We start from the raw sequence: 14,068 nt of genomic DNA, 5'->3' as shown, positions 1-14,068 counted from the left end.
CTTCACGAGCAGCCTCACAGACTTTGCGCATCCTCCTCTGGTTCGTCTCAGCGGCGCTGCTGGTCTACGTTGCCGCCTGCGCCGCCTTGTTCTTCGGCCAGCGCAGGCTGATGTACTTCCCGCAGCCGAACAACTTCGACACGCCTTCGTCTACGCAGAAGTTCTCGGTGCCGGGGGCTGATCTGGTGCTGTCGGTGCGGCCACATGCGGGCCCGAAGGCGCTGGTGTATTTCGGTGGCAATGGGGAAGACGTGTCGGCGAACCTGGCTTCGTTTTCCAGCGCCTTCCCGGATCATGCGATCTACCTGATGCATTACCGCGGCTATGGCGGCAGCACGGGCGAGCCCACCGAGGCTGCGCTGCATGCCGATGCACGGGCACTGTTCGACCGGGTGCATGCCGAGCACGCGGACGTGGCCGTCGTCGGCCGCAGCCTGGGCTCCGGCGTGGCGTTGCGCCTGGCCAGTGAGCGACCGGTTTCGCGGCTGGTGCTGGTCACGCCTTACGACAGCATCCAGGAGATTGCGGCAAGGCAGTTCTCGTGGTTCCCGGTGCGCTGGCTGCTGCGGGACAAGTACGAGTCCGTCCTCCATGCGCCAGTCATCCGCGTGCCCACGCTGCTGCTGGCAGCGGAGTTCGACGAGGTGATTCCGCGCGCCAGTACCGAGCGGCTGGGGGCTGCCTTCGCCAAGGGCGTGGCCTCGCTGGTGTTCATTCCGGGCGCAGGCCACAACACGATTTCGGAGGCGCCCGAGTACCTCGCGGCGCTACGGGCTGCGTTGTGAATCAGCTTTGGCTCAGGGTGATGGTTGGCGCCAGGCAGCGCGCGACATTGGCTGAGACGAGGTCGCCGATGGTCTTGCGGGTGGCGCGGCGGACGCCGTTGCTGTCCAGCAGGGACTCCAGGGATTGGGCGACGCCGCACACCTGGTCGATGGTGCGCAGCGCGAATGCCGCGTCCACGTCGCAGGCCTTGGCCAGTGCAAGCAGCGATGCGCGCGATGGGTGGCGGGCCTCGCCCATCACCGATGTCTGGTGGTAGCCGCCAGGGCCCTGGTTGAACGTCATGTCGAAACCGGGAGCCAGCGTCCATTCCAGGGCCGAGTTCATCCTCAGTGCGAAGTTCTTCGCGTGGTCGTCCTTGTTGTTGAAGACGACATTGAACACGCAACGCACGAATGCCTTCTCGACTTCGGGGTAGCTTGCCGTGAAGAGCTTTGTCGCTTGAAGAATGGCCTGGTAGTCGAGAGAGGGGACTCGGAAGTCCGCATGCAAGGCCGCGGCGAAGGACTGCACCGGCACCCGCATGCCCTTGCAGCGGTCGAAGCGCTCGATGCCGAACGCAGCCAGCTTGGCGCTGATCTTGAACAAGTGGGTCCGCGGCAAGTCGATGCCGACCTGCTGCGCCAACTGCGCGTATGCGACTTCGATGCCGCACACCTCGACATGCTCTCCCTGCGCCGGGAACTTGACCAACCAGGGGTCCCCGCCGGCTGCGTCCGCCGTGCTCACCACACCAGTCTCTTGGTCGAATCGTACCAGTGCCTTCGGGCGCGCGCCTTGCGGCGAGCCCCCCAGCAGCGCCAGCGTCTGCAGCGCCGAAGTGTCCCGGCCTTCCACGACCTCGATGGCGGCCTCGGCCAGCTCGCGCAGCGTGATGTCCTCCGGCGTCAACTCGATGTCCGTGCTCGGCTTGAAGCTCAGCGCGCCCATGGCCCGGTCGCCAACGAAGCTCAAACGGTCCAGTGCGGTGACCGAGACGGGGTCGCGACCGGCCTTGCGGAACACACGGTCCATCAGCAACATGCCCCAGCCGTCTGGCAGCGCATCGGCAATGAAGCCGGGCAGTTGCAACAGGTACTGCGGGAACCCTGAGTAGGTTTGCGGCGTCAGCGGCACGTTCAGTCTGGAAAACTCGATCCGCTTCTCAAGGGCAGCCCGCGAGTATTCAAACAAAACCTGGGAGCCGTTTTGCGCGAGCGTGCCCAGCGCCCACTCCTGCCCCCAACCACGGAAGAAGACTTCGACCTTCTTCATTGCGGCCTGGCCTTTCGCACGCGAACACGGGTGGCACCGGCCACCCGCTCCAGCTCGGCAATGGTGACATTTGCCTTCGGCGCAAACGCCTGTGCCAGGTCGCCGATCACACCCAGGGTCTGAGCCACCTTCACCATCGAGGTCATCGTGGTGTTGCCACCCGACTCCAGCGCCTTGACGGCGTTGAGGGCGACGTGAGCCCGCGTGGCGAGCTCTTGCTGGGTCCAGTTCAGGGCCTGGCGCTGCTGCCGCAGCCGCGCGCCAAGCTCATCGAGCACCTGGCCGGCTGAAGCAAGGCGAAAATCGATCATGCTTTGGCCATATATATGGGCCCATAAAGAGGCCCTTATCTTCAAAATATGGCCAATTGTAGACCTTATATAGGCTGCATGGCTAAGGCGAGCGACATTGGCACTCGCCTCGGGCTCACAGATACCTGTTGACCAGGTTCTCCATTGCCTCCTGCCGGCCAGAAACCGGCAGCACGTCCTGGTTGCGGGACAGCACGTGTTCGGACAGTGCCTCCAGCGTGACCTTGCCTTCCAGCACCCGTTGGCCAAACGGTTCGCGCCAGCCGGCGTAGCGTTGGTCGACGGCACCGGCGAGGCGGCCTTCCTCGACCATGCGGGCTGCGATTTCCAGCGCGTGGGCGCAGTGGTCCATCGCGCCGACGTGGCCGTGGAACAGGTCGACGGCGTCGATGGACTGGCGGCGGACCTTGGCGTCGAAGTTCAGGCCGCCTGTGGTGAGGCCGCCGCCCTTGAGCACGTGGTAGAGCGCCAGCGAGGTGTCGGGCAGGTTGTTGGGGAACTGGTCGGTGTCCCAGCCGAGCTGGGCGTCGCCGCGGTTCATGTCCAGGCTGCCGAAGATGCCCAGGGCTTGCGCGGTGGCAATTTCATGTTCGAAGCTGTGGCCGGAGAGCGTGGCGTGGTTGGCCTCGATGTTGACCTTGACCTCCTTCTCGAGGCCGTAGCGGCACAGGAAGCCATAGACGGTGGCGACGTCGAAGTCGTACTGATGCTTGGTCGGCTCGCGCGGCTTGGGCTCGATCAGGATGGTGCCTTCGAAGCCGATGCGGTGCTTGTACTCGACCACCAGGTTCAGGAAGCGGCCGAGCTGGTCCAGCTCGCGCGGCAGGTCGGTGTTGAGCAGGGTTTCGTAGCCTTCGCGGCCGCCCCAGAGCACGTAGTTCTCGCCGGCCAGCAGCTTGGTGGCGTCCATCGCGGCCTTCACTTGCGTGGCGGCCATTGCGAAGATTTCCGGGTCCGGGTTGGTGGCGGCGCCAGACATGAAGCGCCGGTGGCTGAACAGGTTGGCCGTGCCCCACAGCAGTTTCACACCGGTGCGCTGCTGGTGCGCCGCCAGCTTCTCGACCATGCGCTCGAAGTTGGCCAGGGTTTCGCGGGGCGTGGCACCTTCGGGGGCCACGTCGCGATCATGGAAGCAGTAGTACGGCACGCCGAGCTTGCTGAAGAACTCGAACGCGGCCTCGGCCTTCAGCGCGGCCAGCTCCATTGGGCTGCCGCCGCTGAACCAGGGGCGCTGGAAGGTGTCGCCGCCAAACGGGTCCAGCCCGGTCCAGACGAAGCTGTGCCAGTAGCAGGCGGCAAAACGCAGGTGCTCGGCCATGGGCTTGCCCAGCACCAGGCGGTCCTTGTCGTACCAGCGGAAGGCCAGCGGGTCTTCGCTGGCAGGGCCTTGGTAGCGGACGGGCGCCACGCTGGCGAAGTAGGAGGAATCGGTGTTCATGGTGGCTTGCTTTCTGCCCGCGGGCGGACGTGAAGGAAGAAGGACGAAAGGGACGGTTCAGTGCGCCAGCACTGCGGCATGCAGCGCCGGGTACAACGAGGTGAAGCGCGCGTAGCGGGCCAGCAGGCGTTCACGCTCTGCCGGGTCCGGCAACCAACGCTGGGCCACGGGCGGCGCAATGCAGACCTGCGTCTCTTCCCCGCCCGCGGCCAGCCAGCCCAGCCGCGCCGCGCCCAGTGCGCCACCGGCCTCGCTGCCGGCATGGCCGACCAGCGGCAGGTCCAGCGTGGAGGCCAGCATCTGCGCCCACAGCGCACTGCGGGCGCCGCCGCCCACGAGCGACAGCTCACCCACCTCGGTGCCCGCCGCGGCCAGCGCGCGCCAGCCGTCCCGCAGCCCAAACGCCACGCCTTCCATCACCGCGTGGGCGATGTGGGCCGGGCCGTGCTCATGAGTGAGCCCTGTCAGCGAGCCGCTGGCGTGCGGGTTGTTGTGCGGCGTGCGTTCGCCGGAGAGATAAGGCAGGAACAGCGGCGCTGCGGCTTTCTCGGCTTCGGTCAAGGTGGCGGCCTGGGCCAGCAGCGTGGCCACGTCCGGCTGGCCGGTGAGCTTTGCGGCCCAGGCCAGGCAGCTCGCGGCCGACAGCATCACGCTCATCTGGTGCCAGCGGCCCGGCAGCGCGTGGCAGAAGGCGTGCACAGCGGAAGACGGATTGGGCCGGAAGCGGTCATTGCAGACGAACAGCACACCCGAGGTGCCCAGCGACAGGAAGCCCTGCCCTGGCTTGACCGCGCCAATGCCGACCGCGCTGGCCGCGTTATCGCCTCCGCCGCCGGCCACCAGCACGTCCGCCGGCAGGCCCCAGCGTTGTGCCAGCGAAGGCCGCAGCCGGCCGCTGACCTCGCTGCCCTCGACCAGCCGCGGCATGTGGCTGCGGCTCAGGCCGCAGGCCGCCAGCAGCTCGTCCGACCAATCCCGCCGCGCCACGTCCAGCCACAGCGTGCCGGCCGCGTCGGACATGTCGCTGACCTTGTCGCCGGTGAGCTGCAGCCGCAGCCAGTCCTTGGGCAACAGCACGCTGGCAATGCGCTCGAACAACGCCGGCTCGTGGCGCGAGAGCCAGACCAGCTTGGGCGCCGTGAAGCCCGGCATCGCCAGGTTGCCGGCAATGGCCGGCAGCTGCGGCAGCGTCTGCATCAGCCATTCGCACTCGGCACCGCTGCGGCCGTCGTTCCACAGGATGGCCGGGCGCAGCACCATGTCGTTGGCGTCCAGCACCACGGCGCCGTGCATCTGGCCGGACAGGCCGATGGCGCGCACGCGGCGCATGGCCTCGGGCTGGGCGGCGGCCAGGCGCGCCATGGCTGCGTCGGTCGCGGTCCACCAGTCGCCCGGCGCCTGCTCGGACCACAGCGGCTGCGGGCGCGAGACCTGCAGCGGCTCGCTGGCGGTGGCGAGCACCTGGTGGCGCTCATCCAAAAGCAGCAGCTTCAACTCGGACGTGCCGAGGTCCATGCCAATGAACATCGAGGGCTTTCTTAAGGTGCCTGTTTCAGGCCACAGGCACGGGGTAACGAAGTCGTGGGACTCAGGTTCCAGTCGCCAAAACCGGTTGCAGATCGGGGTTGCGCGCGGTGCGGTGCGCCGGCTGGCGGCCGCCGATGATCATGCCCAGCACCTCGTCTTGCGTGACATCGGCCACCGCCTCGGTGCCGACGACGCGGCCGTTTTTCATCACCGTCACGCGGTCGCAGACCTCGAACACATCCGGCATGTCGTGGCTGATCAGGAAGATCCCGATGCCTTGCGCTTTCAGGCGGTGGATGGTGTCGATCACCATGCGGGTCTCGGCCGGACCGAGGGCGGCGCAGGGCTCGTCCATGATCAGGATGCGGGCGTTGAAATACAGCGCGCGGGCGATCGCCACCGTCTGGCGCTGGCCGCCGCTCATGGCTTTCACCGGCCGGTGCAGCTGCGTGAAATGCGGGTTCAGCTTGGCGATGATCTGCCGCGCCTCGTGCTCCATGCGCGGCGTGTCCAGCGTGCCCCAGCGCGTCATCAGCTCGCGGCCGAGGAAGAGGTTGGCGGCGGCGTCCAGGTTGTCGGCCAGCGCCAGGGTCTGGTGGATGGTCTCGATGCCGGCGGCGCGGGCGTCCCGCGGGCTGGCGAAGGCCACCGGCTTGCCTTCGACGCGGAACTCGCCGCTGTCTGGCGCGTACACGCCCGAGAGCATCTTGATGAGGGTGGATTTGCCGGCGCCGTTGTGCCCCAGCAGGCCGACGACTTCGCCCGGCCGCAGGTCGCAGCTGACGTCGTCGACGGCCATCACCCCGCCAAAGTGTTTGCTGACGCGGTCGACCTCGACCAGCCGCGGCAGCCCGGAAAAGTTATCGCGCATCACCGGCTGCTCCTGCGGTTGTAGACCACGTCAAACCACACCGCACCGATCAGCACCAGGCCGATGCAGATCTGCCGCTTGGCGCTGGACACGTCCATCAGCACCATGCCGTTGTCCAGGCTCTGGATCAGCAGCGCGCCCACCACCGAACCGGCAATGGAGCCCACGCCGCCGGCCAGCGAAGTGCCGCCGATCACCGCGGCAGCGATCACGTACAGCTCGGCCATCTGGCCGATGGAATTGGCGCCGGCATTCAGCCGCGCCGTGGTGATGACCGCCGCCAGCGCCGCCAGCGCGCCCATCAGCATGAACAGCGTGAGCATCACGCGCAGCGTGGGAATGCCGGAGAGCAGCGCAGCATCCGGGTTGCCGCCCATCGCGAACACATAGCGGCCGAAGCGGGTGCGCGTGGCAACGAAGCTCATCGCCAGCACCACCGCGATCAGGATCAGCACCGGCACCGCAATGCCCTTGCCCACCCGCTCCTGCTGCGCGTTGAACGCGGTGTAGCTGTTCATCACCCACACGAAGCCGATGATGGCGCCGCACTGCAGCAGCACGCGCAGGCCGTCGGCCCACAGCGCCAGTTGATCGGCGCCGTAAGCCGTGCGGCTGCGCCGCACCTGCACCCGCTGCCAGACCACGAACACGCAGGCCAGCAGGCCCAGCAAGCTGCTCCACAGCGGGCCAATGGCGCCCGAGAGGCCGCCGCCCAGCAACTGGTAGTCAGGCGCCAGCGGGGCCAGCGTCTGCCCGTCTGCCACCAGGAAGGCGGCGCCGCGGTACATCAGGTAGCCCGCCAGCGTGACGACAAACGCCGGCACCTGGCGGTAAGCCACCCACCAGCCCTGGAACGCGCCCACCAGCAGCCCGCCGGCCAGGCCGGCGACGATGCTGAGCGGCCAGCCCCAGCCGGCCTCCGGCGGGAACAGCCGCACCTGGCTGTAGGCGATCAGCATGCCGCTGAAAGCCAGCAGCGAGCCGACCGAAAGGTCGATCTGCCGGGCCACGATCAGGAACACCATGCCGCAGGCCATCACGCCGGTGACGCAGGTCTGGATCGACAGGTTGTACAGGTTGCGTGGCGACAGGAAGGTGCCTTCGGTCATCAGCGCCAGGCCCACCCAGACGGCCAGCAGCACCAGCAGCATCGAGGTGAAGCGCGGGTCGAAGCCGGTCTTCTGGAAAAAGCCCTGCAGCGAGGGCCGCAGGGTGGGCGCCGGTGGGCGGCTCAGCGTGGTCATGGTGGGGTGCGTCTTGCTGGACTTCGCTCAGCCGTTCAGCGGCAAGCCTTGGGGCCGCTGGAAGCGTCCACGCCGCCGCAGACCTGTGCCTTGGTCGCCCAGCCGGCCGAGACCACGTAGTCCAGGTTGTCGGTGGTGATGGCCACCGGCTTCAGGAAGACCGACGGAATGGCCAGCTTCTTGGTGCCGCCGCTCCAGATCGCAGCGCCCTGCACGGCAGCCGGTGCCGTGCCTTTGGCCATCGCCACTGCGAAGCGGGCCGCGGCTTCGCCCAGGGTGCGCGTGTCCTTGAACACGGTGACCGTCTGCTCGCCACGGGCCACGCGGTTCAGCGCGGCGATGTCCGCGTCCTGGCCAGACACCGGGATGCCACGCAGGTTCTGCGACTTCAGCGCGGCAACCGCGCCGCCGGCCGTGCCGTCGTTCGAGGCGACCACCGCGTCCACCTTGTTGCTGTTGCGCGTGAGGATCTGGTCCATGTTCTTCTGCGCGATCTCGGGCGACCAGCCTTCGGTGTACTGCTCGCCGACGACCTTGATCTTCCCGCCAGCGATGGCCGCCTTCAGCACCTCCAGCTGGCCAGCGTGCAGGAAGTCGGCGTTCGGATCGGTGGGCGAGCCCTTGATGAACACGTAGTTGCCGGCCGGCTTGGCCTTCAACACCTCGCGCGCCTGCATGCGGCCGACCTCGACGTTGTCGAAGGTCAGGTAGAGCACGCCGGTGTCCTGGATCAGCCGGTCGTAGGCCAGCACGGGGATGTGCTCGTCCTTGGCCTTGCGCACTGCGGGCAGCACCGCGTCTGCGTCATAGGCCAGCACGATCAGCGCGTTGGCACCGCGCGTGATCAGCCCTTCCACGTCCGCCAGTTGCTTCTCGTTCGAGCCCTGCGCGTCCGCACTGATGTACTTCGCGCCCAGCTTCTCCAGCGCCGCCTTGATGGCGCTCTCGTCGCGTTTCCAGCGCTCTTCCTGGAAGTTGGACCAGGACACGCCCACGACCAAGTCCTTCGCCTGGGCCTGCGCCAGCGCCGAAGCGCCCAGCAGGCCAGCCAGCAGCAGCCGCGCCGCAAAAGTGTTGAGGGTCATTTGTCTGTCTCCTTGACCACCGTCAGCGCGACGGCAGCACGTCTTCGCGAAGCTCCGCAAACGGAGCGCCGATCGGCTCGCTTATTTAGTTTGATCGACGAACAAACAATATCTGCGGATCGTGACCGCGTCAAGACGCGCGGGCTGGGGGTTTTCCGGGGGCATGCCTGGGTTGGGCTTGGCTGCAATGCGGGCGACTCGCAGAATCGGACCTCATGCGCGGCTCGGCTGTCCTGCGAGCAATGCCCTCCCCTCGTTCAACGGAGCCCGACCGATGCACCAAGGCGCTTGCCACTGCGGCGCAGTCCGCTTGACCCTGCCCTCCACGCCGGAGGTGGCCACGGCCTGCAACTGCTCCCTCTGCCGCCGCAGCGGCGGCCCCTGGGTCTACTTCCCGCTGGGCACGGTGAAGATCGAAGGCCACCCCGAGTGCACCACCGAATACATCTGGGGCGACCGCACGCTGCGCAACATCCGCTGCCGCACCTGCGGCGTCGTCACCCACTGGGAACCGCTGGACCCGGTCGCCTGCCCCCGCCAAGGCATCAACCTGGGCAACTTCGATCCGGCGTTGATTGCGGCGGTAAGGGTGCGGCGGTTTGATGGGGCGGAGACGTGGACGTTTGTTGAGGCCTGACAGCCAGCCCCAATCACTCGAGACCGCCCCGCCAATCCACATCGGGATCGACGCTGGATTGATCACATCTGGCCGAACAGACCCGCTCAAATCCTGCGCCGAATGGCAACAACCTCGCCGAATGCCAATGGCAGCAATCGAAGATTGCGAAACACCAATTGAGCGAGATAGATCCAACACTTCGCAAATGCACCGCTATTCGTCACCAATGTTGTGGAAATGCATCCGCAACATAAGCCGGAAATGCTGCTAGTGTCATAGCTACGTGCATCAACGCTCATGCAGGCCAACCATGCTCATACGAACGAGAGACTTCATAAGAAGCAAGCTGGAATATTTTAAACGAAATAAATTTATATTGGATGAAGGTCGCCGCGCGTTTAGCGCGAGCGACGTGTTATTTCTAGAGGCGGCAAATGTCGGAACACAAGAGGATTGGCATTCATTTGTTAGATTCTTGATTATCGGCCGGGTATGGGACCAAAGAAATATTCTGAGGAAACTGATTAAGCACAACTTAAACTCCGGCAGTGAGACTTATGTTACAGAAACAATAAGAGAGGAATTGAAAAAAACCATCAAATATTGGCGCTCACAGAAGGATATAACCTCAGGAATAAAATCGACAATCAAAATATCTTCAAATGAAGATTTTGCTCAATTCATTACTGGACTCAGAGCCAAAGAACTACCTGAATCAATAGCTCACGAGTTAGATCAATCACTATGCATTCAACACCGCCACCGAGTTCTAAGAGGGGTAAATTGGAAAGATAATCAACCAAGAAATAAAGTCTGCCACGAATCATCTTTTTTTGGACTTTCAATATCCGGCGGCGGGATTAGAAGTGCAAGTTTCGCCATGGGCGTGCTTCAGTCGCTAGCGGAGAAAAACCTTCTAGAGGTTTTTCAATGGATATCCTCCGTGTCTGGCGGTGGATATACCGCAAGTTGGCTGATGGCATGGGCGTACCGGCACACCGATGGGATTCAGGGTGTATCAGAAGAATTGCGAACAAACAGCGGCCATGAAATCCCCCCCATCAAGTGGGTCCGAAAATACTCATCCTATTTGGCCCCGCGCCTCAACATGTCTGTTACAGGTGATGCCGCAGGCCTCTTGATAGCATATGCTTCAAACTGGGTCCCGGTATTTCTACTTTTTTGCTCCGCACTGATTGTCTTATTATCAATACCGCATGGACTGCTAGCCATAGCGCAATCCCTTGTGAAACTTCAGTATAATAATAATATTATACTGTTGGCTGCAATAATTATAGCGCTATTTATAGCGTTAATCCGCAGGCTGACTATGTACTACCGCTCACCAGGAAAGGGTCAACGTGAATCCGTCGGATTGCCTGCCATCGTTGTCGCAAGCTCCATATTAACAACGGTAGCACTGTCGACGCTAGGTGCGGTTCTTTTACATTGGGCCAAGCTGAGGTCAGGTAATGATAATCAATTGCTGATTTTTTATAAAATACTGGTTTTTTGGCTATTGGTATATTCCATCTCATCCATTCTAGCCAAATATCTGGCATCACAATCCGCCCAACGGATAATAGACTCCCTCCTGCGGGTCAATAAAAATAATAAAGACTTGCGGGGCAATCTCGCTCAGCTAAACGCACCGTTTGAGAAGAAGGTGATTGCAACTCTCGCAAGTGTATTGTTTAGCAGTGCATTTACCCTTCTCTTGGTCAAGATAGGTCGGAATAACGATAGCGTCGTACATATCTCCGCATTTGGTCCGGCGGTTCTCACGCTATTTATCGCGTCTTCTGAACTTGCCAACGGAGTAATTCTTCATCGATATATGCAAGACACGGAGAAAGCTTGGCTCGCAAAAATGGGAGGGTGGCTATTTACAGGGGCTGTCGCATGGACCGCCGTGTCGTCCATCGCCCTAACAAGTAACGAACTACTCGAACAATTTACATCGATGCAAATATTACCCATGGCGGAGATGGCGGTAGTCGCAGGGCTGCTATCAGCCCTCATCTATATCTATCGAATCTATAGCGCCGCCCATTTTTTTTTGATCTTGATATTTTTATGCACGCTATCTATAACAGTAGTATCGCCCATATTTTCAAATATCAACTCCCCGCTTGAGGCCTGGGGAATTATAGCGTTCATGGCAATCATCGCGTCAGTATGGGGATATACCATTAACGTTAACCGATTTTCCCTTCATTCGATATATAGAGAGGGCCTAGTTCGCACCTTCCTTGGCGCGTCCCGCCGATGTTCTGGCAACAGGAATATATCTGCCCCACCAGACGCCAAAGAAAGCGAATTGCCACAATTCCTTGAAAGAAAATCGGATCCTATTACGAATATAGATAATGATGACAATCCGGAATTATGGCGGCTGCAATCGAGGCTCGCTCGTCGCTTACCGATGTTCCTGCTAAATGCGTCAGTGAACGGCAGCGGCCCGGGAGATGTCACAGGCCGTGTGATCCGCCAGTGGCCGTATACGTTTAGTCCGCATTACTGCGGAAGCCCAGCGACTGGGATTGGATACAGTCCGGCCAAGCATATTTTTAAGTCTAGTGATACGGCAAAGGCATTAAGCCTTGGAACGGCGATGGCGGCATCTGGTGCAGCGATATCTCCAACGGCCGGGCGCACAGGTCATCCGTTGCGAGCCTTTTTGCTGGGTCTGCTAAACGCCAGACTAGGACTTTGGGTAGGCAATCCGAATGATGAAAAAGCTGTTACTCAAGAAAGTCCACCAAGCACCGGATTTTCGGTTTTGGGCGAGCTTCTGGGGATTCATTCAAAATTCATGCGGTGGATTCACTTGAGCGACGGCGGGCATTTCGAGAATTTGGGGATATATGAATTATTGAGGCGAGGCTGTAGTCGAATAGTTGCAATTGATGGTTCATGCGACCCCCTTGATCACCAGTCTGATCTTGCGAACGCTATCCGCAGAGCTCGAATAGATTTAGGAATAATCATTCGCAATGACGACGGAACCGATTTCCTTTTTGAATCAGGCGCAGTCAGCGCCTCACCTACCGACATCGGCCGCAGACATCGTTCCGTGGCGCCACAAAATAGGAGCATGGCGGCTGCGTCGCAGTCTTGGAGGTGGTTTACCATTGACTATGGAAATGGAATGCCATTCGGTCGGATACTATATATTCGGCCAATCGTCTCCAATAGAGGCAACATTCCAATTGAAGTTAGACAGTATTGGAAAGCATCCAAGTCCTTCCCGCACGAAACAACTGCAGATCAATTCTTTACGGAAGCTCAAATGGAGGCTTATCGCTCTTTGGGTCAGGTTTGCGGCACCGAGGCTCTATCGGCGGCTGTGGACATAAACCAAGCTGGTCACGGCAATTTTGACGAGACTTTTGCGGTGGCGATGCTTCGCAGGTCTCGTGCTCTCGCGAAAAGCAAGTCGGGTACACTGAAAACAACTTAAAGTTGCTATTGACTTATGCTTCTTATTGCGTTATAATAAACAACGCTAGCAAGTTGGAGCAAAGACATGACGTCAGCTACCGAGTCCGCAACTGCGCTTGCTTTGAAGTTGATTGCCGCCGAAGAAGGATTATTGCTGCGCCTGCTTTCCGAATTGAGCTTTCTACCGGATACGCGGGCGGCTGACTTTTCGTCAAATCAGCTTGGATTTAGGGCTCCAGCCTTGAAGAAAGACGAAATATTGCGGCGGGCAAGTAAAATTGAATCGGTTGTTCCGAGTAATATTTTGGAGACTGCGGCCGAATTGGGGGCGATCCCCAGGGATCGAATGCTTCTTCCTTTAGTGGAGACCTTGAGGCATGTTGCGATGTTTGCCACATCGGACGGCGGCGCAGTAGAGGAAAATATTAAAGCGGTTCAGCATCTTGTCAGCACCGGCAATGTGAAGATGTTTTCGAATTTATAGCCTCATCCATTTGAGGACCGTATCCATTTTGGAATGGGTGTCCACATGCTGTCTTCGCCCATTTCCTGTCCATAAATTCCGTATTTGCCGACAAGTCGAGTAGCAGCCGCTGGTAACAAGGATTCCGCTGCATCAGCACCATGCCCGCCTGCTGAATCACATCCAGATTCCCCGCCGTGATCTTCCAACTGGTGGGGACGTTTTGACCTTTTCGCGCAGGGCGCGCTGCTCGGGTGTGGCGACGGGGAGCTGGTCGAAGTCGACCATCACGGGGCAGACGCGCAGGCCGATGAAGTTGGGGTCGCCGGTGGCGCCACCGGGTGCGGCGTTGAACCGCTCGACCTCCAGCAATTCGCTGCTTTCCGGCTCAAGGCCCCTCTCCGGGACTGGGTCTAAAGCCGGCCTTTGCCCATCCACCACTTGCAAGAGGATGGTTTCGTCCGGCCCTGCTACGTCAAACGTACCATCCATGCGCTCATGAACCTCGGCAGCCAGAAGTCGAATCACCTTGCCGTCTATGGTCAAAGATGCTTCGAGGATCTCACTTGGACCGTCCTGTCGGAGAAGCTCAACGGCGACTTGACCTACAGGCAGTTCGTCTAGCTCTCTCCATCGGAAGATGCTGCCAGCCTCTGGGAGCGAAGGCCTTTGCATTTCATCGAGTTCAGAAAGAAGAAGGCTGTATGCCTCGCGGTCTTCCGCGGAGTCAAGATTCGCGACGAGTCTGTAGAAACCCCCAGCGCTCACTTCGATGTCAAGACTAAAGAATTGCCGATACGGAATGTCTGGATGTTCCCAGCGCACCGGTGACTCGCCGGCCCATCCGCTTGTCACAGTGTCGTCGGTGACGACCGAATTGCCGCCAGTCAAAGCCATTTCTAGGCCCGCCCAGCGAACGATCATCTCGCCACTGAGTTGAAGCAAGGAGCGAAGCATTTGAGCGCGTTCCGAAGTTCAGTCAACTGACCTTAGCGACCCGGTTCAATCCCATCGGGCGTGACGCGGTTT

Annotated in this window: 12 protein-coding genes; 4 read left to right on the top strand and 8 right to left on the bottom strand. The window is 61.1% G+C overall.

Translation table 11 applies throughout. The features are described from left to right. The first annotated feature begins 23 nt into the window (after positions 1-23). Positions 24-785 (top strand): alpha/beta hydrolase, encoded by a 762-nt coding sequence (locus AC3WR5_RS31360; RefSeq protein WP_492489646.1) that lies wholly within the window; start codon positions 24-26, stop codon positions 783-785. A gap of 1 nt (position 786) precedes the next feature. Here AC3WR5_RS31360 and AC3WR5_RS31355 read toward each other — a convergent pair whose 3' ends face one another. The 7 genes from AC3WR5_RS31355 to xylF all read right to left on the bottom strand — a co-directional run bounded on the left by AC3WR5_RS31355 (position 787) and on the right by xylF (position 8,513). Beyond that, a complete protein-coding gene (locus tag AC3WR5_RS31355) occupies positions 787-2,037 on the bottom strand; it encodes a type II toxin-antitoxin system HipA family toxin (protein ID WP_492489644.1) in 1,251 nt (416 codons plus the stop codon). After that, the gene (locus tag AC3WR5_RS31350) at positions 2,034-2,348 is read right to left on the bottom strand and encodes a helix-turn-helix domain-containing protein (protein WP_141286188.1); all 315 of its coding nucleotides are present in this window, start codon (positions 2,346-2,348) and stop codon (positions 2,034-2,036) included. Before AC3WR5_RS31350 ends, AC3WR5_RS31355 begins: the two co-directional genes overlap by 4 nt. Before the next feature lie 115 nt (positions 2,349-2,463). After that, positions 2,464-3,786 (bottom strand): xylose isomerase, encoded by a 1,323-nt coding sequence (gene xylA, locus AC3WR5_RS31345; RefSeq protein WP_492489642.1) that lies wholly within the window; start codon positions 3,784-3,786, stop codon positions 2,464-2,466. A gap of 57 nt (positions 3,787-3,843) precedes the next feature. Further along, entirely contained in the window at positions 3,844-5,313 is a 1,470-nt protein-coding gene (xylB, locus tag AC3WR5_RS31340) for a xylulokinase (protein WP_492489641.1), read from the bottom strand. A 61-nt stretch (positions 5,314-5,374) separates the two neighbouring features. Next, positions 5,375-6,184: an ATP-binding cassette domain-containing protein gene (locus tag AC3WR5_RS31335; protein WP_492489638.1), complete on the bottom strand. Its 810-nt coding sequence runs from the start codon at positions 6,182-6,184 to the stop codon at positions 5,375-5,377. After that, the gene (locus AC3WR5_RS31330; protein WP_492489637.1) at positions 6,184-7,428 is read right to left on the bottom strand and encodes a sugar ABC transporter permease; all 1,245 of its coding nucleotides are present in this window, start codon (positions 7,426-7,428) and stop codon (positions 6,184-6,186) included. The genes AC3WR5_RS31335 and AC3WR5_RS31330 overlap by 1 nt, the downstream gene beginning before the upstream one ends. Before the next feature lie 35 nt (positions 7,429-7,463). Then, positions 7,464-8,513 (bottom strand): D-xylose ABC transporter substrate-binding protein, encoded by a 1,050-nt coding sequence (gene xylF, locus AC3WR5_RS31325; RefSeq protein WP_492489636.1) that lies wholly within the window; start codon positions 8,511-8,513, stop codon positions 7,464-7,466. A 163-nt stretch (positions 8,514-8,676) separates the two neighbouring features. Between xylF and AC3WR5_RS31320 the strand changes: the two genes are divergently transcribed. The 3 genes from AC3WR5_RS31320 to AC3WR5_RS31310 all read left to right on the top strand — a co-directional run bounded on the left by AC3WR5_RS31320 (position 8,677) and on the right by AC3WR5_RS31310 (position 13,060). Continuing rightward, the gene (locus tag AC3WR5_RS31320) at positions 8,677-9,150 is read left to right on the top strand and encodes a GFA family protein (RefSeq protein WP_492489634.1); all 474 of its coding nucleotides are present in this window, start codon (positions 8,677-8,679) and stop codon (positions 9,148-9,150) included. Between the two features lie 292 nt (positions 9,151-9,442). After that, positions 9,443-12,595, top strand: coding sequence for a hypothetical protein (locus tag AC3WR5_RS31315; RefSeq protein ID WP_492489633.1), 3,153 nt, complete (start codon positions 9,443-9,445; stop codon positions 12,593-12,595). Between the two features lie 66 nt (positions 12,596-12,661). Beyond that, positions 12,662-13,060 (top strand): hypothetical protein, encoded by a 399-nt coding sequence (locus tag AC3WR5_RS31310; protein WP_492489632.1) that lies wholly within the window; start codon positions 12,662-12,664, stop codon positions 13,058-13,060. Between the two features lie 156 nt (positions 13,061-13,216). Here the strand turns inward: AC3WR5_RS31310 and AC3WR5_RS31305 are convergent, their stop codons facing one another. Continuing rightward, positions 13,217-13,996, bottom strand: a complete 780-nt coding sequence (locus tag AC3WR5_RS31305) for a hypothetical protein (RefSeq protein ID WP_492489630.1) — start codon at positions 13,994-13,996, stop codon at positions 13,217-13,219. Between the last annotated feature and the right edge of the window lie 72 nt (positions 13,997-14,068).

The organism is Ideonella sp. FW305-24 (assembly GCF_058788035.1).
The sequence above is the reverse complement of the archived record's forward strand: the minus strand, read 5'-3'. Positions and strand labels throughout refer to the sequence as shown.

Excerpts from the sequence above, each read along its gene's own strand:
- AC3WR5_RS31355 (WP_492489644.1), bottom strand. The coding sequence starts at position 2,037 with ATGAAGAAGGTCGAAGTCTTCTTCCGTGGTTGGGGGCAGGAGTGGGCG.
- AC3WR5_RS31350 (WP_141286188.1), bottom strand. The coding sequence starts at position 2,348 with ATGATCGATTTTCGCCTTGCTTCAGCCGGCCAGGTGCTCGATGAGCTT.
- xylA (WP_492489642.1), bottom strand. The coding sequence starts at position 3,786 with ATGAACACCGATTCCTCCTACTTCGCCAGCGTGGCGCCCGTCCGCTAC.
- xylB (WP_492489641.1), bottom strand. The coding sequence starts at position 5,313 with ATGTTCATTGGCATGGACCTCGGCACGTCCGAGTTGAAGCTGCTGCTT.
- AC3WR5_RS31335 (WP_492489638.1), bottom strand. The coding sequence starts at position 6,184 with ATGCGCGATAACTTTTCCGGGCTGCCGCGGCTGGTCGAGGTCGACCGC.
- AC3WR5_RS31330 (WP_492489637.1), bottom strand. The coding sequence starts at position 7,428 with ATGACCACGCTGAGCCGCCCACCGGCGCCCACCCTGCGGCCCTCGCTG.
- xylF (WP_492489636.1), bottom strand. The coding sequence starts at position 8,513 with ATGACCCTCAACACTTTTGCGGCGCGGCTGCTGCTGGCTGGCCTGCTG.
- AC3WR5_RS31320 (WP_492489634.1), top strand. The coding sequence starts at position 8,677 with ATGCCTGGGTTGGGCTTGGCTGCAATGCGGGCGACTCGCAGAATCGGA.
- AC3WR5_RS31315 (WP_492489633.1), top strand. The coding sequence starts at position 9,443 with ATGCTCATACGAACGAGAGACTTCATAAGAAGCAAGCTGGAATATTTT.
- AC3WR5_RS31310 (WP_492489632.1), top strand. The coding sequence starts at position 12,662 with ATGACGTCAGCTACCGAGTCCGCAACTGCGCTTGCTTTGAAGTTGATT.
- AC3WR5_RS31305 (WP_492489630.1), bottom strand. The coding sequence starts at position 13,996 with ATGCTTCGCTCCTTGCTTCAACTCAGTGGCGAGATGATCGTTCGCTGG.